The following is a 20857-nucleotide window of genomic DNA, read 5'->3' on the forward strand; positions in this document are numbered from 1 at the left end:
TATGCGCGAGTTCACCAGCGAACTGCCCCGGCGGATCGTCCGCCCCTACACCCACAGCCGACCGTTGCCCGACTACCGGGGCATCCTGGCCGTGGACACCAAGGACTTCACGGGACGCCCGGCGATCGAGCACGAAGCCGTCAGCCGGGCCGTACCCGAGCTTCTCAAGACCGCGCTGTCCAGGGCGGAACTTGGGGACCTCTGGGAGGACCGCGTCTTCCCCGGCTCGACCGGCGACGGCTACGTCTTCGGGTTCGCCCCCGCACGGATGCCCTTCGTGATCCATCCGCTGCTCCTCACGCTTCAGGAAGTACTGACCGACTACAACGTCCTGTCCTACGGGGCGGTGCCGATCAGGCTCCGAGCCAGTGTGCACGTCGGCCCGCTGCCTGACACCGGCGACGAGTTCAGCGGCAACGGCACGGCGCGCAACGACACGCACCGTCTGCTCGACTCACGGCCCGTCAAGGCCGTGCTCGCCTCTCACAAGGAGAACATCACCCACGTCGCGTCGATCCTCTCCGACCGTTGCTACGAGGACGCTGTTGCCGGCGGGTACACCGGGCGCCATCCCGACCACTTCGTGGAGGTGGCAGCGACGGTCGAGGGCAAGCCGTTCTCCCAGCGCGCCTGGATCTACGTACCCCAGCCGAGCGGGCCGCTCTACGAAGAGACCCCGGACGTCGACACCATCGAGGAGCTCGCGCCGGAGGCGGGCCGTGCCCGGCCGCATGACGACACACCCACTCATAGGGTGAGGAACAGCGCCCCCAGCGGAAACATCAACACCGGCACGGTCCACGGTGGACAGAGCGTGGCCAACCACCATGTCGCCGGGGATCACATCGAGGGCAACAAGGCCGGCCGTGTCCGCGGCTTTCAAGGAGATCAGGTCCGCGGCAACAAGTACCAGGGGTGGCAGTGACCCCGGACGAGGAGCCACAGCCGACGGAGCCGCTCCGGTCGGTGCCGGCCGCGCCACAGCCGCCACCCGAAGACGGGCCGTCGCGTCAGGAGGCCGAGCACGAGGTCCCTGAGCTGCTCGACGCCATCGGCGCGGCCGCGAAGGATTCGCTCTCGTTCGTGTACGCCCCACGAGGAAACTTCAACTCCGGGACTGTCCACGGGGGCCAGCGTGTGCACAACGGCTCCGCGAACGAAGGGCTGGGGCTCCGGGAAGGAAGGGTGCGCGAAGGGCCCGTTCCCGAGTCGGAAGTGCGGGCCGCCGCCTTCGGATTCGCGCGACCCGACTGGTTCGAAGGAGCCCTCGCGGAGTTGAAGGAAGGGCCGCTCCTCCTGGCCGGGCGGCCGGGTTCGGGGCGTCGTACCGCGGCGCTCAACCTCCTGCGCGAGAGCTGTGGGGAGGGGGCCCTACTGCGGGCCTTGGACAGCGTTACCGAGCTGGACCGCTGGCAGCCCACCGATCCGTCGGTGCGGGGTTACCTGATGGACGGCCTGTTCCCGTCCCGGCCCCTCGGCCCCGGTGTTCTGGGACATGTGCGCTCCCTCCTCGAGAAGGCAACCGCGCACATGGTGATCACGCTGCCCGATGACCCGGCGCTGCTGCGTCGCCTCGAACAGGACCTGCACGTCAGGCCCGTCCGGTGCGTGCCGCCGCTGCCCGCCATGGTCTTCGGCAGCTGCTTCGAGGACATGGTTCCGGACCAGCGGGAGCGGGAGCGCCTGCTGTCGGCGCTGAACCAGCGCCACGAGTTGAGCGACCTGCTGGTCCCCGAACTGGTGCCGGCCGAAGTGGTGGAGCTGGTGACGGCCATCGTGACCGCTGACGGTGACCCGGACGCGCTCGGTGACCTGGGGAGCCGGTTGAGTTACCAGGCCGAACAGGAAGTTCCCGAACTCATGCAGAAGTTGCGCGGTGACCCGGATGCTCTGGCCTTCCTGCTGGCCGCATCCGTCTACGAGGGCCTGGACCACCGACTCGTCGTGGAGGAAGCCGTCCGCTTGCTGAAACTGTCCGAAGGCCGTCTGACGGCGGAGCTGCCACCGACGGACTCGTCAGGAATCGAGAAGGCCGGGCGGCCCAACCCGGACTTCGTCTTCCGACGGCCTTTGACTGATCTGCTGCACACTGTCCGCGCCGTCCGCCAGGAGCGCACGATCAGCCTGGAGGGGGCCTACGCGCACAGTGTGCAAGGGGTTGTATTCGTCAGGCACCGGCAGGCCGAAGCAGTGCTCAGGCATGTGTGGCGCGAGTACGGACAGTTGTCGGATCTCCTCGTCGAGTGGCTGCGGGAAGTGGGACGCACCACCGAGCTGACCCGGCCGGTGGGCCAGTTCATGGGCAGAGCGGCGAGGTGGGGAGGTGGACGACGCGCACTGCGGCACATCCAGGCTCTCGCCGAGTCGGACCGCACGACCAGCCGTCTCATCGCGGCGAACGCGCTGGGCATCGCGGCCGAGGACCCGGTGCTCGTCGCAGAGGTGCGCTATCGGCTCCAGCGCTGGAGCCTGGCGGCCGACGTCCATCTGAGGACGACGGTGGCGTACACCTGCGGTGCGGAGTTCGGGCTCTCCCGCCCGGACCTCGCCCTGCGGCTTCTCCACGATCTCCTCCTCGGAGTCCGGGGCCGCCCCGGAGGGAGGGGTCAGGATGACGACGGCCAAGTCCTACTAGCCGTGCGGGTGGCGATCCTGAGCCTTTTCCAGGGCGGTAACGAGGCGAAGGTGTTCGGCCGGATTACCGAGTGGCTGGACGCAGAGCAATGCGAAACGGAACAGGTGCTTTTGCTGTTCGGGCAACTGCTTCAGTCCCCGGGGTGGTTCATGCGGGGACTCGCGGACGGCACCCCGGAAGCGGGATCGATAGTGGAGATAATCCGCCGAGCGTTGAATGCGGAGAGTTCTTTCGACGTGACCTGTGCGGCATTACTGCGGTGGGCCGACTGGTCCCGGTGGGACGAAACGCATTTCCGCGCGGTGGAGAACTTGTTTGCCGCACTGGCTCGTGCCATGCGATTCGGCGAATTTCGGTTGTTCGTCGAGATGGATGAGACGGCTGCGGACGGGTGGGCAGGACTGAACACGGCGCGGGCCGCACTCAGCAGGTGGCGCGCCGGTGAACAAGGGGAGGCAGCATGAGCGACGAGTCGACCGAGCCGCTCTACTTCCGGGTCGCCGGCCCGCCCTGGCGGGAAATCCTCCGTAAGCGCTGGTCCAAGACCGGAGACTGGTCCCTGGTGCTGAGGGACGAGGCTGGGGACTACCGCTTCCTCGGCTGTGGCGGGGATCCGGACGACGTCGGAGTCTATGGACCCGCGCCGATGGACGAGGCGGCTCCGCCCGGCCTTGGCGGACAGTACACCGACGTCTTCCGGGTCGACACGACCGAGCACGTGGACACGCGGGCGGTCGGCCTTCCCACCGTGTACGGAACGGAATCGGTGGATCTGTGGGTCTCGTGGTGGGTCCACGATCCCGTACGCGTCGTGCGTACGAGGACCACGCACGGCTGGCATGTCGTGCGGACTCGGCTCACCGGCGCCCTGCACCACCTGGCCGAGGCGCAGGCGGTGGCGGGCAGTGGGCTGGGGGCCCCGGAGATCATGCAGTACCTCGGCGTGCCGCAGCGCCTGGATGAAACGGGTCTGAGCTACCGGGTGTTCGACGTACGGCTCCGGGAAAGCGGCGAGGAACTGCTGATCGGCCAGGAGGAGGGCGAGGGGGTCCGCTACTCCTGGACGACCAGCCGTCGTGGGGAGTACGAATTCTGCCTCCAGGCGCTGCAAGCGGGGCCGGCGTCCCTCGCCGCCCTCTGGCTCCTCAGACACCCCGACCAGGTGCGCCAAGTGCTGGACTGGTCGGTCGACCACCAGAGTCTGCTGAACCCTCCGCGCAGCGACTGGCAGGAGGAATTGGCCGCACTGCTGGGCACGCTGACCGATCAGGAGCGCAAAGAGATTTCCTACATTCTGCGAGATCGGATCTCTGCGCTCGGGCGCCCAGTTCCCAGTGGGGTCATCTGACGTCAGGAGTTGCGTTCAAAAATCGAATAATTGGGCGAGTGCGCTGGCTTCGGGCAGCGCACTCGCCTTTTCTTTTGCGCGAGGCTACGCGAGCCCTTCGCTGTGACTGCGGTCACCCGATTTCTGGGCCTCGGGAGCAGATACGAGCGCCGATACGCGGGATTCTCGATTCGTCCAGGAGACGGGTGCCCGATCCACTGTCCGGGTATCCAGAGCATTGAAGGGTGACATGCGAGCAGAACAGAATCGAAGTACGGACGGCATCATCGCGTTCCCCCGATCGCAGGAGATCGCCGAATCGGTGTACGCCCGCCGCGCGCTGCCGGACGCCGGGCCCGAGACGGAGGTCTCTCCGGCGACGGTCCTGAACGCTGAACGCGGGATCATCAACACCGGCACCGTCCACGGCGGCCAGCACGTCACCGCCATCGCGCTCTCCGGCCACGTCGACGGCGGGGCCGATGAAGGCATCTGAGCTTCCTCAAGGCGGCGACCTCGACGCCCTCGTAGCAGCCCTGGCCGGGCGGGAGATGGTGGTCGTAGCGCCGCACGGCACCGTCAACACCGGTTTGGTGACTGGTGGCCAGCGGCACACCGCGTCCCACCCGGCGGAAGGCGGCACGGCAGCGGGGCCGATGCGGCAGGGCCCCGTACGTGCCAAGCATTTGGAGACCGCGAGACGCCGCTTTGTGCCACCGCCCGGCTTCGAGGACGCACTCGCCGCACTCGACTCCGGCATCATCGTGCTTCTCGGGGAGCCGGGGACAGGACGTGAGACACACGCCCTCAACCTGCTGGCCCATGGCGGTGAGGAGCCCGTGCTCGTCCAGGTGGACGGGGCCGTGAACTTCTCCCGTTGGGGGCCACGGGCTCAGGGGGTGCACGGATACCTGGTGATGGAGCCCCCGGACCCGTTCGCGCTCCGGGTATGGGATCTGTCACGCCTGGAGACACCCCTGGCCGAGGCCGGCGCGCGTCTGATCATCGTGCTGGCGGATGTCCCCGGGCTGGCCGGTGCCCTGGAGGACCACCTGGGCATGCCGGTGGTGCACCACCGCCCACCGGACGCGCGAAAGGTCTTCAGCGCCCATCTCTCCGACGGCTCTACCGACGAGGGAGCCTGCGCCGGGTGGATGCGCGCCCTGGAGCGGGGCCAACTCGGCGACTTGCTGCCCGAAGGACTTCCACCGCGCTATGCGGCGCGGGCGGCGGAGGCCGTACTCCAGTTAGGTGTGGCGGGTGGAGTGACCGGCGCCGAGGTGTTGCGTCATGTGGCCCGGGCCGAGGCCGCCGAAATCGTGGCCCGGGCCCAGACGGAGCCGGCCCTCCGCGCCGACCTGCTCGCCGTCACCGTCTACGGAGGGCTGCCCCGCAGCGTAGTGACCGAGCGAGCCGGGGAGCTGCTCCGACTGGCGGGGCCGGGAAGGGAGCAGGATCCCGACATCCGAAGTTCGCACGGCGACGCGGCGGCCGGTACCCGCCGACGGCTTGGGCCTGAGATATTGAGGCTCCTCGGGGCCCACCGTGCGCCGTGCGCCGCGGACGGAACCACGGACACGGTGTCCTTCCTCTGGCCCGCCGTGGGCGAGGCCGTATGGGAGGCCCTGTGCCGTGACCACACTGATCTCGTACCCCTGTTGCACTCTTGGCTCGCCGGTACCGGCCCCGAGGCGGAGCAGGTTGAACGGGCCGGGCGGGCGGTCGCCGCCATGGCGGTGGCGACAGGCGGCCGGTCCTTGGAACACCTACGCGACCTGGCGCTGTCTCCGTCACTCCCTGCTTCTCAGGTGGCGGGGTGGTGTCTTGGGACGCTGGTTCAGGACCCGGCAACGGGACAGGTAGCCACTGAGCTGCTCGAACAGTGGAGTGTCACAGTTGAGGCTCCGCTGCGCGAGGCAGTGGTCCACGCCTGCCACCCGGACCGCGGCCAGGTCACGGAAGAGCAAGCCCTGTGGTTGCTGCGACGGCTCATGACAACCCTGGACGACGACACGGATGCCCTGTCCGTCGTCCTCGTCGTCGCGGAGACGATGGTTCGGCGTTTCGAAGTCGGGGACTCCGGCACCAGGACAGCAGTTCTGCGCGGCATGTGCGACTGGACGCGGTCGGAGGGCGTTCCCAGTCTGCTGACAGCCCTCTGCTTTCCCATGATGGTGGACGCAGACCTCGCGTGGTGGAGCGAACAGGTCCTCAATGAGCCCGAGTTGGCATTCAGCACGGTCCAGCTGGCAGCACATGCCCTGGACGAGTCGGCCACCTTCGCGGCCATGCGCGACGCCCTCCTCGTCTGGTGTGCCGAGGCGGTCGACGTGGAGCACCGGGCCCGGGCTCTGAGCGAACTCCTCGATGGTTTGGTGTCCGCCCGCCGACCCGGCTCTCTTCGCTGGCTTCTGGCCGTCGAGAGGGGCCCGGACTCGATGCCGGGCAAGGAGCCGGCAGCCCGTGCACTGGCCGCGTGGCGCGGCGAATCACCTGTCTCGCACTCCGATTGATCAGGAGGACCGATGTCACTTCCCCCTCACCCCGGTATCTTCGTCGCCGTCGAGCGGCACTGCGCCGACGGCGAGCCGACGCCCCCGTTACGTCTCTACGACGGATCGGAACGGGCCGGCGTACCGCTGGCCCTGGTACGGGCCCGACAACTGCTCTACGACCGCTCCGTCGGCGCTGAGGTACGTGCGAGCCTGTGGCATCAGATCGCGGAACACGTACACGCCGACGCCGCCGGGCCCGACTGGCCGGAGGCCGTCGTATGGCTGGGACTCCCGGGGCTCCGCCGTACCGCCTACAAGATCACCTGGCGTTTCGGCGCCGAACGAGGCGATGTCGAGGCCGAGCTGATCACCTGCTACCTCGAAGCGCTGGCCGGTCTCGCGGCGAATGACCCTGACCCTGGCGGAACAGTGCTGCGTTCAGCCTGCACACGCGGGTATGACGTGTGGCGCAACGCTCGCCTCGAGACGGCCTCGGACGACGTGGAGCGGGTCGGCGGCGCCCCCGTCGAAGCGGAGGCGGCGGACTACTGGCAGGCGGATTACGACCCGGCCCCGCGCCGCCCCGGGCTCTCGGCCCCGGTGCGGATCACCGTTCCCGCTCACCGTGTCGAGGGCGTACGCCTCGGTGCCCTGGCCCGGACCTGGGGAGTGGCCGACACCGCCACGAGCGTCGGAATCTCGGGCCGGGGACACCAGGTCGCCACGGTCTCTCTGCGGTGCGTACGGAGGAACGGATGACCTACCGCGTCGAGACGCCCCTCACCTTCCGCGAGATTTTCAATCTTCCGGTCAGTGTCAACCTGCAAACGGCGGCCAGGGCTTACGGAATGTGCCTGGGTACGGCCTACCGGCTGGTGGCACGGGACGCCTTCCCCTGCCCCACCGTGCGCGTCGGCCGACGCCACCGCGTGCTCACAGTGGACCTTCTGAGCGCACTGGGCATCGAGGAACGCCCCGTCTTCGCCGACGAGGTCGCCGACGGGGTGGCACTCACTCTCTTCGACTGACCGCCACCCCCGCCCTCCGCCCTGTCGGTGCCCGGCTGCCCGGCCACCGACAGGGCCCTGGACCTACTCTGAAGGAGCCTGTCATGCCCACCTGCCTTGCCATCTGCGGGACCATCCCCGTCCTCGCCCCTCCTGGCCAATCCCCGCCGGGGGAGCGGCAGCGGTCCACCGTCCTGTGCGAGGACATCGTGAGTCCCGCGTGTGCAGAGCTCGGCCTCACCTTCCTGCGAGCGGACAGGCTCACGGAGGCAGGCCTGCCCATGGACCAACTGAACCGTCTACTCACCGAAGTAGACGTTGTCGTCGCCGACCTCTGCGGATCCGGGGAGGAGCTGTCCTTCGGGCTCGGGGTGCGGCACGGTCTCGGCCGGTACACCATTCATGTCACGGAGGGAACCGAACAGCTCCCGGGCCCCGGAACGGCCCTTCGGATCGCGTTCCCGTCACACCCCGCCGAAACCCCCACCGTCCGGCAGCAACTGACGAGCTTATTGGCGGAGGCGCTAGGTGGTGGCAGCGCCCTGTCGCTCCCCAGGGGCGCGACCCCTGGGTCCGTCGCGGAGCCGACCACCGAGGGCGACGAGGACGCCCCCGGCCTGTTCGATCTGGTCGTCGAGGCGGAAGCGCAGCTGGAGGCCATCTCCGGCGACATGGCCGACGTGGAGTCCGCCCTGACGGACCTCGGGGAGATGATGGAGCTGATCGGCGAGGACATGGCCCGCGTCGACCATGCCGGCGCTCCGATGAACATGCGGATGACCGTGATCAACCGCCTGGCCAAAGCCATCGAAGGGCCGGCAGAAGACCTGGCGGCGGCCGCGGGGCGCTTCGTCGAGCGCATGGGGGCCAGTGTCGGCGCGCTCCGGGCATTCCTGGAATGGGCGGCGAGCACGCCGCGCCGCGATTGGCCGGAGGGCGTGGGGGAGATGCTGGAGCAGGTGGTCACGGCCACCGGGGAAGTACAGGATGCAGCGGGCACCTTTCAGGAGGTGATGGCAGTGATCAGCCTGTTCGGCTCCTCCAGCCGTCAGCTGCGCCGTCCCTCCCAGCAGATCAACACATCCCTTCAGGCCATTTTCCGGAGTGTGGCCGTGCTTGACGAACTGAGGGGCCTGGCCATGACGCTGAGGGAGCGCTGAGTCTCCTCGGGACGCGCCCCGCGACATGTGGAGCACCACTCACTTCCCCGTCCGGTGCCGCAAGGCCGGACCGGCCTTGCGGCACCGGACGGGCCAGGTGTAAGAGCACTCTGCCCCGTGTGCCGATCAGTGGACGGTCGGATCCTGACCAAGCCGATCCATGGCCCTCATCGCAGATGGCCAGTTGCCCTGCATCAGGATATGTGAGTCTCGTCAACTGGAGCGCCATCTCGTTCCGATTCCTGAAAGGCTCTCCGAGGCCCGACCGGAGAGCTGGCTCACAGCTGCGCCGAGCATTCCTCCAGAGAGATCTCCGCGACGGCCGCGTCCGTAACAGCCTCCAGGCCCGGGATGCAGGGACGGACGTCGGGAAGCGGCGTGCAGAAGGTGACGTTGGAGGTGAGGAGGGCCTCCTCGGTATCGGCGAAGGAGAGGGAGACGTACGCCTTCACCTGAGTGTCACCGAACTCCTCCTGCGCTTTCCGAAGGCAGGCGCACACATATGCCAGGCACCTCCGGACGAGAAGGGGTCTACGTTCGTCCGGTGCGGCCGGGAGGTCGTAGTCGGTCATCCCCCTCCCGTTGATCGTCGTCTCCTCCGTGAGTTGGTCGACATAGGTGCCGGGCGCCTCCGGACAGAGGTCGGTCAGCACGCGCCCACCGGCGGCTGTGAGGGACCATCCGCGCTCCACGACCTCAAGGAACATGGGGGGAATGTCCCGATCGCTCAGGTCGGTGATATCTGTCGTCCGCAGGATCTCCCGCATCCGAAGATTGCTTCGCATGCCCATCCCTCGCCGAGTGCGGCGAGCCCCTTTCTGATCCCTGCGATGAAGCCCGGACTGCTTCCGACGGCTTTCTCGACGCTACGTGGAAGCCCTTCGAACTTTCCTGTTTCGAAGTCGTACTGGTACTTCGTGCCCTTGTTGCTCTGGTCCTGGAAGTGGAGCTGCCCCGCTCGTCCGCCGGGGTCGGGGTTTTCCACGTCGATCCGGTACAGCCCGTTCGTCACGGCAACAAGCTGGCCCTCAGCGATTTTCCCCAAGGTGTCGGGTGAGATCTGGAAACCCTCGTGGAGGTAGTGGTGCGCGAAGGCCGGCTGCCCCTCAGCCAGTTCAAGCCGTACCCAGACAGGGGGAACGGATACTGGGAGCGCAGCCCTTCGAACCAGTCGAGCTCCGCAGGGTTCGGGTCGATCGGTACGACAAGGGTCCAGCTTGTTGGCCCGTGCTCAGCAGCACGGGCCAGAGACCGCTCAACTTTCCGCCGACGGGAGCGGTCCAGCCTCCCAGTGAACGACTTCATCTCGTAGATCGCCAGCGTGCCGTCATCTCGACGGAATTGCGCGTCCCGCCCGCCATCGCCCCCCGCGCCGTCGACCCGGAGTATGTCGCGGTCGAGCAGGTTCAGCAGAACGGCCACCGCTGTCTCGTAGGCATCCGCCTGTTGCGCCACTTGTTCCCAGCGCGATGATCCGATCGCCATGCAGCCCTCCTCCTCTCAGTCTGCCGCGCTTCCGCAGCCTCTGTGGACAGGACTTGTCAGGTGACGTTCTCGGTCTCTGGAGGAGGGGGTCGAATCGTTCGGATGGCGGTCGAATGCCTGGGACGCCGAACCTGATGCGCCATCAGGGCAAATATGGCACGAGAATGGCACGCGAGGCCAAAAAGGTCTAGACAACAAAGGAAGCCCCAGATCTCTGACCTGGGGCTTTTCTGTGGAGCGGGTGACGAGAATCGAACTCGCGCTCTGAGCTTGGGAAGCTCATGTTCTACCATTAAACTACACCCGCGAAGCATGCCGATGACCGGCGTTGCATCGTCACACACTGTACCCCATGTCAGGCCCCCGGTGGATGAGCCGTGGGGTCTCCTCGTGCTGTGCCCCGGTGGCTGGGTGGGGTGGACGCGGTTGTGGTGGGCGGGAGTTGGGGGCGTAGCGTGAGTGGTCGGAGTGCCGCTTGCGGTGGCGTCCTGTTCATCCCCTAATGTGGCGTTCTCGTCCGTATGTGGTTGGGGAAGGGACTTGATGGAGTCGATGGAGCGCACCGTCGTCCGCTGTGCCGAAGGGCATGTTTTCGCTACCTCGTCGTTCCCGATGCAGCAGCTCGGGGCCGACCGGATCGGGCCGGGGCGGTTGATCCGGTGTCCCCGGTGTGCCCGGTTGCGGCAGGCCGTTCCTGTGGGGTTCGAGAAGCGGTAGGAGTAGGGGCGGGGAGGGGCGCGCGGCGGGTGGTGTTCGTCGCCGTCGCCCCTGGGGGCCCCTCCCCGGTGGTCCGGTTGGGGTGGGGTCGTGCCTTCTGCGTATCCTCGGGACGTGCTTCTCTCAGACAAGGACATCCGGGCCGAGATCGACGCCGGGCGAGTCCGTATCGATCCGTACGACCCTTCGATGGTGCAGCCGTCGAGCATCGACGTGCGGCTGGACCGCTACTTCCGGGTGTTCGAGAACCACCGGTACCCGCACATCGACCCGGCGGTGGAGCAGCCCGATCTGACGCGGACCGTCGAGCCGGAGGGGGATGACGCCTTCATCCTGCACCCGGGCGAGTTCGTGCTGGCGTCCACGTACGAGGTGATCTCGCTCCCCGACGACCTGGCCTCGCGGCTGGAGGGGAAGAGTTCGCTCGGGCGGCTCGGGCTGGTGACGCACTCGACGGCCGGATTCATCGACCCCGGGTTCTCCGGGCACGTGACCCTGGAGCTGTCGAACCTCGCGACCCTGCCCATAAAGCTCTGGCCGGGCATGAAGATCGGGCAGCTGTGTCTGTTCAAGCTGACCTCGTCCGCCGAGTTCCCCTACGGCTCCGAGCGGTACGAGTCGCGGTACCAGGGGCAGCGGGGGCCCACGGCCTCACGGTCGTTCCAGAACTTCCATCGGACCCAGGTGTGATCAATCGTGGCCAGTGACGTGCGGGAAAACCTTACCTACGAGGGCTTCGGGCGGGCCGTGCGCGAGCTCGCCCAGACCGTTGCCGACGACGGGTACGAGCCCGATGTCGTGCTCAGCATCGCCCGGGGTGGGGTCTTTGTTGCCGGTGGGCTCGCCTATGCCCTCGACTGCAAGAACATCCACCTCGTCAACGTCGAGTTCTACACCGGGGTCGGGACGACCCTGGAGATGCCCGTGATGCTGGCGCCCGTCCCCAACGCGATCGACTTCTCGGAGAAGAAGGTTCTGATCGCCGACGATGTCGCCGACACCGGCAAGACCCTCAAGCTCGTCCACGACTTCTGCGTCGACCACGTCGCCGAGGTCCGCAGCGCCGTCATCTACGAGAAGTCCCACTCCCTCGTGAAGTGCGAGTACGTGTGGAAGAAGACCGATCAGTGGATCAACTTCCCGTGGAGCGTGGAGAAGCCCGTCGTGCGGCGGGACGGGCAGGTCCTCGACGCGTAGTCCCCGTACGGACGCGTGGTCCCCGTATGGATGCGTAGTTCCCGTACGGACGTGTAGTACCCGTACGGACGTGTAGTGCCCGTATGCGCTTAGTACGTGGAAGGCCCCGGAGTGCGTCCTGCGCTCCGGGGCCTTCTCGCGGCAGATCCGCCTCAGATCGTGCCCAGCTTGATGATCGACAGCAGCGCCAGCAGCTGGATCGCCGACGCTCCCAGCGCCTTCGGCCACGGCAGGTCGTGCGACTTGCTCACCATCGACGTGAACAGTGCGCCGGCCGCCAGCCAGGTCAGCCAGCCCAGGATCTGCACCAGGGAGTTCTCGCCGCCCAGGAAGAGGGCGAAGAGCAGCCGAGGGGCGTCGGTGATCGACATGATCAGCATCGACAGGCCCACCGTCGGCTGCCAGGAGCCTGTGCCGCCCAGCTGGCGGGCCAGGGTGTGGGTCACCGCGCCGAGGACCAGGCCGCCGATGACGAAGCCGACGCCGGTGAACAGGACGTACGGGACGGCCGTCGCGACCGGGGCCTTGATCGCCTCCTCGCGGGCCTGATCGAAGCCGAACAGCGCCAGCAGGCCGTAGAGGAACGTGACGATCAGCGCCGGGCCCCAGACCGCGTAGTCCCGCATCTGCCAGAACGTGGGGCCCGGGCGCGTCACGATGCCGGTCAGCAGCGCCTTCCAGGGCAGGCGCGGGCCTGCGGGCTGGGCGGGGGCGGAGCCGGCGCGGTAGGTGTTGCCGTCGCCGTACGGGTCGTCGACGCTGAACGCCTGCGTGTGACCCGGGTTGTTGGCGTACGGGTCGTGGGGCGCGGGGTCGGCGTAGGGGTCGCCGAAATACTCCGGCTCGCCGTGCCCGTGCGGGCCCTGGGCGTGTCCCTGGTGGCCCTGCCCGTGTCTGCCGTCGTACCCGTTGGCCGCGTAGCCGCCGCCGGTGTACGGGGCGCCCTGCGGGGCTCCGTACGGTGGGGGCGCCGCGCCGTTGCCGTGGCCGCCGCCTCCTGCCGTCGGCCACGGCTGAGCTCCGTACGGCGGCTGTGGTGCCTGCCCTCCGTACGGCTGCTGCCGCTGCTGCTGCGGTTGTTGCGGGGTGCGGTTGTCCCGGCCGCGTCCGATCCTGAATCCAGCCACCCATCGAACGTACCTGGTCCCCGGTGGCGGGGAGTGGGGGCCGGGGGAACCCGCCCGCCATTGCGGCCGAGCTGTGACATCCCCTAGGGGGCGTAGGGACGGGAGTTCAGGGGCGTACGAGGGGGAGTTCAGGGGAGGAACAGGGCCGTGGAGAACGTCAGGACCGGGTCGTCCGTCTTCCCCGCCGCGTACAGCGCGATCAGGTCCTCGCGTCCGCCGCGGTACGTCCTTACCACCGTGTCCGGCCTCTTGTCGCCGTCGAAGTCGCCGTGGGACAGGAGCGCGGTGCGGGTGGTGCCCTTGGTGCGCAGGGGGGCCTCGGGGAGCTTCTCCGCCGTGAAGGTGTACGCGCCGCCGGGGCGCGCCGGGCCGTCCGCCGAGCCCAGCAGCAGCGTGCCCTCGGCCGCCTTGCCGGGGGTGCGCGGGCGGGTGGTGGCGACGAGGTCGTCGTAGCCGTCGCCGTCGGTGTCGGCCCGGGGCTCGGGGGCGTACAGGTACGGGCCGCCGTCCGGCAGCAGCTCCGCGCCGGCCGGGGCCCCGGTGCGGGTGAAGGGGCCGCGCAGGAAGGAGATCCGGCCGTCGCTGGCGGTGACCGCCAGGTCGGTGCCGCCGTCTCCGTCGAAGTCGCCGCAGACCGGGTGCTCGGGCCACTCCTTGCCGAACCGGGCCTGCGCCGGGATCCGTACGGTCACCGCCCTGCCGGTCAGGCCCTCCGGCGAGCCGAACAGGATCTGGAGCGGGATGGGCGGGGCGCCGACGCCGTTGTACGGGGGGTCGGTGGAGACGACCAGGTCCGTGAAGCCGTCCCGGTCCAGGTCGCAGGCGGCCTCGGCCTCGAACGCGGCCGGCAGGGTGTCGCCGGACTTCGCCGCGTTGGCACGGGCGTTCAGCAGCTGGCGGGCGCCCGGGTCCAGGGGGCTGTCCTCGGTGCCGTACACGATGCCTATCCCCGCGTCGTCGCCGTACGGGTCCTCGGGGGCCTTCACCAGGTCGTTGATGACCAGGTCCTGGTGGCCGTCGCCGTTGAAGTCGTACGGGACCCGGCTTCCCTCGCCGCGCGGGACGGGGATGAGGGGGACGGGCGCGGTGTCGCCGTTCTTCGCGTCGCCGGCGGAGGGGGAGGGGCCGGAGGCCGAGGAGCTGTCGCACGCCGTGAGCACCAGCAGCAGACCGGCACAGCCCGCAGCGAGAGCTGCCGCGGCCCTGGTGGTGGCCGTCGGCGCCGTCGCCCTTGCCTTCGGGTGCGTGTTGCTTGTGCGCACGGGCCCTCGTTCGTCGTCGTTCGTCGCTCTGTGTGCGGTGTTCGTCGTGCGGTGTTGTTGTGTGGTGTCCGCTGTCGGGGTGGGTCTCCGGGCGGCGGGCTCCGGGGCACATGATGCTTCAGATGGCCCGGCGCGTACATGTCGGGGATCACATGCGGACCGCGTCACCCCCGTTCCCGTACGCACGGAGGAACCGCGTCACCCCCGTTCCCGTACGCACGGAGGAACCGCGTCACCCACCCGTTCCCGTACGCACGGAAAAGCGGCCGGTCCTGCCCCCGAGGCAGGTCCGGCCGCTCATCGCGCTGATGCGTTACGTCACTTTGCCGGTTCCGGCTCCGGTGCGTCCACCTGCTCCGGCTCGCCGGTCGGGTCGACGGGCGCCTTCACGGACTCCAGCAGGAGCTGCGAGACGTCCACGACCTGGATGGACTCCTTGGCCTGGCCGTCGTTCTTCTTGCCGTTGACCGAGTCGGTCAGCATGACGAGGCAGAACGGGCAGGCCGTCGAGACGATGTCCGGGTTGAGGGCGAGGGCCTCGTCGACGCGCTCGTTGTTGACGCGCTTGCCGATCCGCTCCTCCATCCACATCCGGGCACCACCGGCGCCGCAGCAGAAGCCGCGCTCCTTGTGGCGGTGCATCTCCTCGTTCCGCAGGCCCGGGACCTTCGCGATGATCTCGCGCGGCGGGGTGTAGATCTTGTTGTGCCGGCCCAGGTAGCACGGGTCGTGGTACGTGATCAGGCCCTCGACCGGGGTCACCGGGATCAGCTTGCCTTCGTCGATGAGGTGCTGGAGCAGCTGGGTGTGGTGGATGACCTCGTACTCGCCGCCGAGCTGCGGGTACTCGTTCGCGATCGTGTTGAAGCAGTGCGGGCAGGTCGCGACGATCTTCTTCGACGACTTGGGCTTCTTCGTCTCCGGCGCGCTTTCCTCACCTTCGGCGGAATCCTCGCCGAACGCCATGTTCAGCATCGCGACGTTCTCCTGGCCGAGCTGCTGGAACAGCGGCTCGTTGCCCAGGCGGCGGGCGGAGTCACCGGTGCACTTCTCGTCGCCGCCCATGATCGCGAACTTGACGCCCGCGATGTGCAGCAGCTCCGCGAAGGCCTTGGTGGTCTTCTTGGCCCGGTCCTCCAGGGCGCCCGCGCAGCCGACCCAGTACAGGTAGTCGACCTCGGTGAGGTCCTCGACGTCCTTGCCGACGATCGGGACCTCGAAGTCGACCTCCTTCGTCCACTCCACGCGCTGCTTCTTGGCCAGCCCCCAGGGGTTGCCCTTCTTCTCCAGGTTCTTGAGCATCGTGCCCGCCTCGGACGGGAACGCGGACTCGATCATCACCTGGTAGCGGCGCATGTCGACGATGTGGTCGATGTGTTCGATGTCGACCGGGCACTGCTCCACGCACGCACCGCAGGTGGTGCAGGACCAGAGCACGTCCGGGTCGATGACGCCGTTCTCCTCGGCGGTGCCGATCAGTGGGCGCTCGGCCTCGGCCAGGGCGGACGCCGGGACGTCCTTGAGCTGCTCCTCGGTGGCCTTCTCGTTGCCCTCCATGTCCTTGCCGCCGCCGGCCAGGAGGTAGGGGGCCTTGGCGTGCGCGTGGTCGCGCAGCGACATGATCAGGAGCTTCGGGGAGAGCGGCTTGCCGGTGTTCCAGGCGGGGCACTGGGACTGGCAGCGGCCGCACTCGGTGCAGGTGGAGAAGTCGAGGATGCCCTTCCAGGAGAACTGCTCGACCTGGGAGACACCGAAGACGGCGTCCTCGGCCGGGTCCTCCCAGTCGATCTCCTTGCCGCCCGTCGTCATCGGCAGCAGCGCGCCGAGCGCGACGTCGCCGTCGGCGTTCCGCTTGAACCAGATGTTCGGGAAGCCGAGGAAGCGGTGCCAGGCGACACCCATGTTGGTGTTGAGCGAGACCGTGATCATCCAGATCAGCGAGGTGCCGATCTTGATCATCGCGGTGAAGTAGATGAGCGTCTGGAGCGTGCTGACGCTCAGCCCCTTGAAGGCGAGCACCAGGGGGTACGACACGAAGTAGGCGGGGCCGTAGCTGTCGACGTGGTGGATCGCGCCCTCAAGACCGCGCAGCGTGAGGATCGCGAGGCCGATGATCAGGATGATGTACTCGACGAAGTACGCCTGCCAGGCCTTGGATCCCGCGAAGCGCGACTTGCGGCCGGCCCGGGAGGGCAGGTTCAGCAGCCGGATCACCATCAGGGCGACGATGCCGACGACCGTCATCAGGCCGATGAACTCGATGTACATCTCGAACGGCAGGAAGCTGCCGATGACCGGCAGCACCCAGTCCGCCTGGAAGAGCTGCCCGTATGCCTGGAGCAGCGTCGGCGGCAGGGTCAGGAAGCCGATCGCGACGAACCAGTGGGCGAAGCCGACGATCCCCCACCGGTTCATCCGGGTGTGGCCGAGGAACTCCTTGACCAGGGTGATCGTCCGCTGCTTGGGGTCGTCGGTGCGGCTGCCTGCTGGTACCGGCTGTCCGAGACGGACGAAGCGGTAGATCTGCGCGACGGCTCGGGTGATGAGCGCAACGCCGACGACCGTCAGCACCAGCGACACGATGATCGCGGCGAGTTGCATTTCGGGGCTCCTCGGGCCTGCGAGAGCGGGATCCAGTTACGACTGCCCACTACTACTAAGCAGTAACTTAATTAGTCTGTGCTGACACTATCCACTTAGTCCACCCGGCTGTAGCCGGGCGAGCGGTGATCTGTGTCGCTCAGGTGTGCCTTGGTTGACCGTGCCTTCCCGAGCGCCGCCCGCAGGGAGTCGCGTACGGCTTCCGCCAGGATCGCCAGGTCGAGTACCACTCCATGGTGCTCTGCGTAGTGCTGGTCCAGCAGGGCGGGGTCGTCCCACGGCATGCCGGACCGGGCCCGCACCTGCGCCAGCCCGGTCAGCCCCGGCCGCAGCTCCTGCCGCCACTGCCGGGCACCCGGCCACGCCGCGCGGGGGTCACCCGGGGCCAGCGGGGCCGGCCCTACGAGGGAGAGCTCGCCCCGGACGACATGGGGGAGCCGGGAGAACAGGTCCAGCCGGAGCCGGCGGGTGCGCAGGGTGCGGAGGGTGAAGACCTGGCCGCCCAGACCCGTACGGGTGCTGCGCTTCCATACGTTGCCGGGGCCCCGCCGGAGCGCCAGGGCGAGGGCCCCGGCGGCGACGGCGGGGGCGGTCGCGACGAGGAGGGCGGTGCCGAGGGTCAGGTCCAGCACCCGTTCGGCCGATGCGCGGGGGGCGAGGCGGGCCGCGAGGTGCTCGGCCCGGTCGCTGAGGCCCGCCAGGCGTGCGGCGGGTCGGGAGGGGAAGTGGCCTCGGGCGGTGCCGGTGGGGTGGGGGTGCGGGGGGCGCCTGGGTGGGGGTGGGTGAGCCGTGGGGTGGGGCTGGGGGTGAAGGGCTGCCTGCGGCTGCGCCTGCGGTTGTGACTCCGCCTGCGCCTCCGCCCGTACCTGGGTCTGGGCCTGTGTGTCCGGCGTTTGCGCCCGGGCCTGTGACTGCGCTCGCTTCCTCTGCCCTTGCTGCCCTTGCTGTCCCTGCCGCCTCTGCTGCTTCTTCCTCTGGTTCTTCTGTCGCACGCGCCGCTGTCTCGCGTTCCGCATCGCGCCCGCCCGGGGTTCGGAGTCCGATGGAGTGTGTGCCCGTACCAGCCGATCGATGACGTTTCTGACCGTCTCGCGGCATTTTGTGACAGAACGATCCCACGGTGGGATGGTGGGTCGGGCGGTGCGCGAGGGGTGTGGCGTGCGCGGGTGGGGGCGTGGGGTGGAGAAGAGGGGGTGATGGCGGCGTGCGCGTGCACCTAAGTTGAGTCTGACCGACTCAGGTCTGTTGACTCCGGGACCGGTGTCGTGCATTCTTGAGTCAGATCCACTCAAGTAGTCAGTTGGAGGAATTGAAATGGCACGTGCGGTCGGCATCGACCTGGGCACGACTAACTCCGTCGTCAGCGTTCTCGAAGGCGGCGAGCCCACCGTCATCACCAACGCCGAAGGCGCCAGGACCACGCCGTCCGTCGTCGCCTTCGCCAAGAACGGCGAGGTGCTCGTCGGCGAGGTGGCCAAGCGCCAGGCGGTCACCAACGTCGACAGGACCATCCGCTCCGTCAAGCGCCACATGGGCACGGACTGGAAGATCGACCTCGACGGCAAGAGCTTCAACCCGCAGCAGATGAGCGCCTTCATCCTGCAGAAGCTGAAGCGCGACGCCGAGTCCTACCTGGGCGAGAAGGTGACCGACGCGGTCATCACCGTCCCGGCGTACTTCAACGACTCCGAGCGTCAGGCGACCAAGGAGGCCGGTGAGATCGCGGGCCTCAACGTCCTGCGCATCGTCAACGAGCCGACCGCCGCCGCGCTGGCGTACGGCCTGGACAAGGACGACCAGACGATCCTCGTCTTCGACCTCGGTGGCGGCACCTTCGACGTGTCGCTCCTGGAGATCGGTGACGGCGTCGTCGAGGTGAAGGCCACCAACGGTGACAACCACCTCGGTGGTGACGACTGGGACCAGCGCGTCGTCGACTACCTGGTGAAGCAGTTCGCCAACGGGCACGGCGTGGACCTGTCCAAGGACAAGATGGCTCTCCAGCGTCTCCGCGAGGCCGCGGAGAAGGCGAAGATCGAGCTGTCGTCCTCGACCGAGACCACGATCAACCTGCCCTACATCACGGCGTCCGCCGAGGGCCCGCTGCACCTGGACGAGAAGCTCACGCGCTCGCAGTTCCAGCAGCTGACCGCGGACCTCCTGGACCGCTGCAAGACCCCGTTCCACAACGTCATCAAGGACGCGGGCATCCAGCTCTCCGAGATCGACCACGTCGTTCTCGTCGGTGGCTCCACCCGTATGCCGGCCGTCGCCGAGCTCGTCAAGGAGCTGACCGGTGGCCAGGAGGCCAACAAGGGTGTGAACCCGGACGAGGTCGTCGCCATCGGCGCCTCGCTCCAGGCCGGTGTCCTCAAGGGCGAGGTCAAGGACGTCCTGCTCCTCGACGTCACCCCGCTCTCCCTCGGCATCGAGACCAAGGGAGGGATCATGACCAAGCTCATCGAGCGCAACACCACGATCCCGACCAAGCGCTCCGAGATCTTCACGACGGCCGAGGACAACCAGCCCTCCGTGCAGATCCAGGTCTACCAGGGCGAGCGCGAGATCGCGGCGTACAACAAGAAGCTCGGGATGTTCGAGCTGACCGGCCTGCCGCCGGCCCCGCGCGGTGTCCCGCAGATCGAGGTCGCCTTCGACATCGACGCCAACGGCATCATGCACGTCGCCGCCAAGGACCTCGGCACCGGCAAGGAGCAGAAGATGACCGTCACCGGCGGCTCCTCGCTGCCGAAGGACGAGGTCAACCGGATGCGCGAAGAGGCCGAGAAGTACGCGGAGGAGGACCACGCCCGCCGCGAGGCCGCCGAGTCGCGCAACCAGGGCGAGCAGCTCGTCTACCAGACGGAGAAGTTCCTCAAGGACAACGAGGACAAGGTCCCCGCGGACGTCAAGACGGAGGTGGAGACCGCTGTCGGCGAGCTGAAGGAGAAGCTCAAGGGCGAGGACACCGCCGAGATCCGTACGGCCACCGAGAAGGTCGCCGCCGTCTCCCAGAAGCTGGGCCAGGCGATGTACGCCAACGCCCAGGCCGAGGGTGCGGCGCCGGGTGCCGAGGCTCCGGGCGACGCCCAGGGCAAGGCCGATGACGATGTCGTCGACGCCGAGATCGTGGACGACGAGAAGGACACCAAGGGCGGTGCGGCGTGACCGAGGAGACTCCGGGCTTCGAGGAGAAGCCCGACGTCCCCTCCGGCGCCACCCCTGATGACGCCGAGCCGAAGGCTGCCGCACCCTCCGAGGAGGAGGCGGCGGCCCCGGCCGGGGACACCGACCAGACCGCCGGCCTGACGGCCCAGCTGGATCAGGTCCGTACGGCGCTGAGCGAGCGCACCGCGGACCTCCAGCGGCTCCAGGCCGAGTACCAGAACTACCGCCGCCGCGTGGAGCGGGACCGGGTCACGGTCAAGGAGATCGCCGTCGCGAACCTCCTGTCCGAGCTCCTGCCCGTACTCGACGACGTCGGCCGCGCACGGGAGCACGGCGAGCTGCTCGGCGGCTTCAAGTCGGTCGCCGAATCGCTGGAGACGGTCGTCGCGAAGCTGGGCCTCCAGCAGTTCGGCAAGGAGGGCGAGCCCTTCGACCCGACGATCCACGAGGCCCTGATGCACAGCTACGCGCCGGACGTCACCGAGACGACCTGCGTGGCGATCCTCCAGCCGGGGTATCGCATCGGCGAGCGCACCATCCGCCCCGCGCGGGTGGCCGTCGCCGAGCCGCAGCCGGGCGCCACGCCCGCCGCGGCCAAGGAAGAGAAGACAGACGACGAGGAGAGCGGTGGCACCGAGGAGGTCTGACGGGAATCCGTTCGACCACCGGGGTGCAC

General features: G+C 68.4%; 19 protein-coding genes and 1 tRNA gene. 12 read left to right on the forward strand and 8 right to left on the reverse strand.

The genetic code is table 11. From position 1 onward, the window contains the following. The first annotated feature begins 1 nt into the window (after nt 1). The 8 genes from GTY67_RS17755 to GTY67_RS17790 all read left to right on the forward strand — a co-directional run bounded on the left by GTY67_RS17755 (nt 2) and on the right by GTY67_RS17790 (nt 8624). Entirely contained in the window at nt 2-925 is a 924-nt protein-coding gene (locus GTY67_RS17755; RefSeq protein WP_161279307.1) for a hypothetical protein, read from the forward strand. After that, nucleotides 922-3099 carry a hypothetical protein gene (locus GTY67_RS17760; RefSeq protein WP_161279308.1) on the forward strand — a complete coding sequence of 726 codons (2178 nt, stop codon included), beginning with the start codon at nt 922-924 and terminating at the stop codon, nt 3097-3099. The genes GTY67_RS17755 and GTY67_RS17760 overlap by 4 nt, the downstream gene beginning before the upstream one ends. Further along, nucleotides 3096-3983, forward strand: coding sequence for a hypothetical protein (locus GTY67_RS17765; protein WP_161279309.1), 888 nt, complete (start codon nt 3096-3098; stop codon nt 3981-3983). Before GTY67_RS17760 ends, GTY67_RS17765 begins: the two co-directional genes overlap by 4 nt. 229 nt (nt 3984-4212) lie before the next feature. Beyond that, complete coding sequence (locus GTY67_RS17770) at nt 4213-4458, forward strand: S-type pyocin domain-containing protein (protein WP_202461478.1); 246 nt, start codon at nt 4213-4215, stop codon at nt 4456-4458. Then, nucleotides 4445-6475 carry a hypothetical protein gene (locus GTY67_RS17775; protein WP_161279310.1) on the forward strand — a complete coding sequence of 677 codons (2031 nt, stop codon included), beginning with the start codon at nt 4445-4447 and terminating at the stop codon, nt 6473-6475. The genes GTY67_RS17770 and GTY67_RS17775 overlap by 14 nt, the downstream gene beginning before the upstream one ends. Nucleotides 6476-6487: 12 nt before the next feature. Further along, nucleotides 6488-7216, forward strand: coding sequence for a hypothetical protein (locus GTY67_RS17780; RefSeq protein WP_161279311.1), 729 nt, complete (start codon nt 6488-6490; stop codon nt 7214-7216). Further along, nucleotides 7213-7485 (forward strand): DNA-binding protein, encoded by a 273-nt coding sequence (locus tag GTY67_RS17785; RefSeq protein WP_161279312.1) that lies wholly within the window; start codon nt 7213-7215, stop codon nt 7483-7485. Before GTY67_RS17780 ends, GTY67_RS17785 begins: the two co-directional genes overlap by 4 nt. Before the next feature lie 83 nt (nt 7486-7568). Next, nucleotides 7569-8624 (forward strand): hypothetical protein, encoded by a 1056-nt coding sequence (locus tag GTY67_RS17790; RefSeq protein WP_161279313.1) that lies wholly within the window; start codon nt 7569-7571, stop codon nt 8622-8624. 278 nt (nt 8625-8902) lie between these two features. Here GTY67_RS17790 and GTY67_RS34600 read toward each other — a convergent pair whose 3' ends face one another. From GTY67_RS34600 to GTY67_RS17805, 4 genes are all read right to left on the reverse strand, one after another. Beyond that, nucleotides 8903-9391 (reverse strand): hypothetical protein, encoded by a 489-nt coding sequence (locus tag GTY67_RS34600; protein WP_202461479.1) that lies wholly within the window; start codon nt 9389-9391, stop codon nt 8903-8905. Further along, nucleotides 9352-9636: a hypothetical protein gene (locus GTY67_RS17795; RefSeq protein ID WP_202461480.1), complete on the reverse strand. Its 285-nt coding sequence runs from the start codon at nt 9634-9636 to the stop codon at nt 9352-9354. Before GTY67_RS17795 ends, GTY67_RS34600 begins: the two co-directional genes overlap by 40 nt. Then, nucleotides 9633-10109, reverse strand: coding sequence for a hypothetical protein (locus tag GTY67_RS17800; RefSeq protein ID WP_161279314.1), 477 nt, complete (start codon nt 10107-10109; stop codon nt 9633-9635). The genes GTY67_RS17795 and GTY67_RS17800 overlap by 4 nt, the downstream gene beginning before the upstream one ends. 233 nt (nt 10110-10342) lie before the next feature. Then, nucleotides 10343-10416 (reverse strand) — tRNA-Gly (locus GTY67_RS17805). 524 nt (nt 10417-10940) lie between these two features. Between GTY67_RS17805 and dcd the strand changes: the two genes are divergently transcribed. Together dcd and GTY67_RS17815 are read left to right on the forward strand one after the other, a co-directional pair. Beyond that, nucleotides 10941-11516, forward strand: a complete 576-nt coding sequence (gene dcd, locus GTY67_RS17810; RefSeq protein WP_093690006.1) for a dCTP deaminase — start codon at nt 10941-10943, stop codon at nt 11514-11516. A gap of 6 nt (nt 11517-11522) precedes the next feature. After that, nucleotides 11523-12023 carry a phosphoribosyltransferase gene (locus GTY67_RS17815; RefSeq protein WP_093690008.1) on the forward strand — a complete coding sequence of 167 codons (501 nt, stop codon included), beginning with the start codon at nt 11523-11525 and terminating at the stop codon, nt 12021-12023. Nucleotides 12024-12175: 152 nt separating this feature from the next. On the opposite strand, the gene GTY67_RS17820 is transcribed toward GTY67_RS17815, so the two are convergent. The 4 genes from GTY67_RS17820 to GTY67_RS17835 all read right to left on the reverse strand — a co-directional run bounded on the left by GTY67_RS17820 (nt 12176) and on the right by GTY67_RS17835 (nt 17714). Then, nucleotides 12176-13150, reverse strand: coding sequence for a Yip1 family protein (locus tag GTY67_RS17820; RefSeq protein ID WP_093690010.1), 975 nt, complete (start codon nt 13148-13150; stop codon nt 12176-12178). A 128-nt stretch (nt 13151-13278) separates the two neighbouring features. Then, nucleotides 13279-14412, reverse strand: coding sequence for a VCBS repeat-containing protein (locus tag GTY67_RS17825; RefSeq protein ID WP_161279315.1), 1134 nt, complete (start codon nt 14410-14412; stop codon nt 13279-13281). A 318-nt stretch (nt 14413-14730) separates the two neighbouring features. Next, a complete protein-coding gene (locus tag GTY67_RS17830) occupies nt 14731-17013 on the reverse strand; it encodes a (Fe-S)-binding protein (RefSeq protein ID WP_161279316.1) in 2283 nt (760 codons plus the stop codon). Nucleotides 17014-17108: 95 nt separating this feature from the next. Continuing rightward, complete coding sequence (locus GTY67_RS17835) at nt 17109-17714, reverse strand: sugar transferase (RefSeq protein ID WP_161280147.1); 606 nt, start codon at nt 17712-17714, stop codon at nt 17109-17111. 613 nt (nt 17715-18327) lie between these two features. Here GTY67_RS17835 and dnaK point away from each other — a divergent pair. Both dnaK and grpE read left to right on the forward strand, forming a co-directional pair. Then, nucleotides 18328-20181 (forward strand): molecular chaperone DnaK, encoded by a 1854-nt coding sequence (gene dnaK, locus GTY67_RS17840; RefSeq protein ID WP_161279317.1) that lies wholly within the window; start codon nt 18328-18330, stop codon nt 20179-20181. After that, nucleotides 20178-20828 carry a nucleotide exchange factor GrpE gene (grpE, locus tag GTY67_RS17845; RefSeq protein WP_093690018.1) on the forward strand — a complete coding sequence of 217 codons (651 nt, stop codon included), beginning with the start codon at nt 20178-20180 and terminating at the stop codon, nt 20826-20828. The genes dnaK and grpE overlap by 4 nt, the downstream gene beginning before the upstream one ends. Nucleotides 20829-20857: the final 29 nt, after the last annotated feature.

The organism is Streptomyces sp. SID8374 (genome assembly GCF_009865135.1).
Taxonomy (GTDB): domain Bacteria; phylum Actinomycetota; class Actinomycetes; order Streptomycetales; family Streptomycetaceae; genus Streptomyces.

Bases quoted from the DNA above. Each gene is read 5' to 3' on its own strand.
- GTY67_RS34600 (WP_202461479.1), bottom strand. From the start codon at position 9,391: ATGCGGGAGATCCTGCGGACGACAGATATCACCGACCTGAGCGATCGG.
- GTY67_RS17765 (WP_161279309.1), top strand. From the start codon at position 3,096: ATGAGCGACGAGTCGACCGAGCCGCTCTACTTCCGGGTCGCCGGCCCG.
- GTY67_RS17790 (WP_161279313.1), top strand. From the start codon at position 7,569: ATGCCCACCTGCCTTGCCATCTGCGGGACCATCCCCGTCCTCGCCCCT.
- GTY67_RS17785 (WP_161279312.1), top strand. From the start codon at position 7,213: ATGACCTACCGCGTCGAGACGCCCCTCACCTTCCGCGAGATTTTCAAT.
- GTY67_RS17800 (WP_161279314.1), bottom strand. From the start codon at position 10,109: ATGGCGATCGGATCATCGCGCTGGGAACAAGTGGCGCAACAGGCGGAT.
- GTY67_RS17830 (WP_161279316.1), bottom strand. From the start codon at position 17,013: ATGCAACTCGCCGCGATCATCGTGTCGCTGGTGCTGACGGTCGTCGGC.
- GTY67_RS17775 (WP_161279310.1), top strand. From the start codon at position 4,445: ATGAAGGCATCTGAGCTTCCTCAAGGCGGCGACCTCGACGCCCTCGTA.
- GTY67_RS17755 (WP_161279307.1), top strand. From the start codon at position 2: ATGCGCGAGTTCACCAGCGAACTGCCCCGGCGGATCGTCCGCCCCTAC.
- dnaK (WP_161279317.1), top strand. From the start codon at position 18,328: ATGGCACGTGCGGTCGGCATCGACCTGGGCACGACTAACTCCGTCGTC.
- GTY67_RS17770 (WP_202461478.1), top strand. From the start codon at position 4,213: ATGCGAGCAGAACAGAATCGAAGTACGGACGGCATCATCGCGTTCCCC.
- GTY67_RS17780 (WP_161279311.1), top strand. From the start codon at position 6,488: ATGTCACTTCCCCCTCACCCCGGTATCTTCGTCGCCGTCGAGCGGCAC.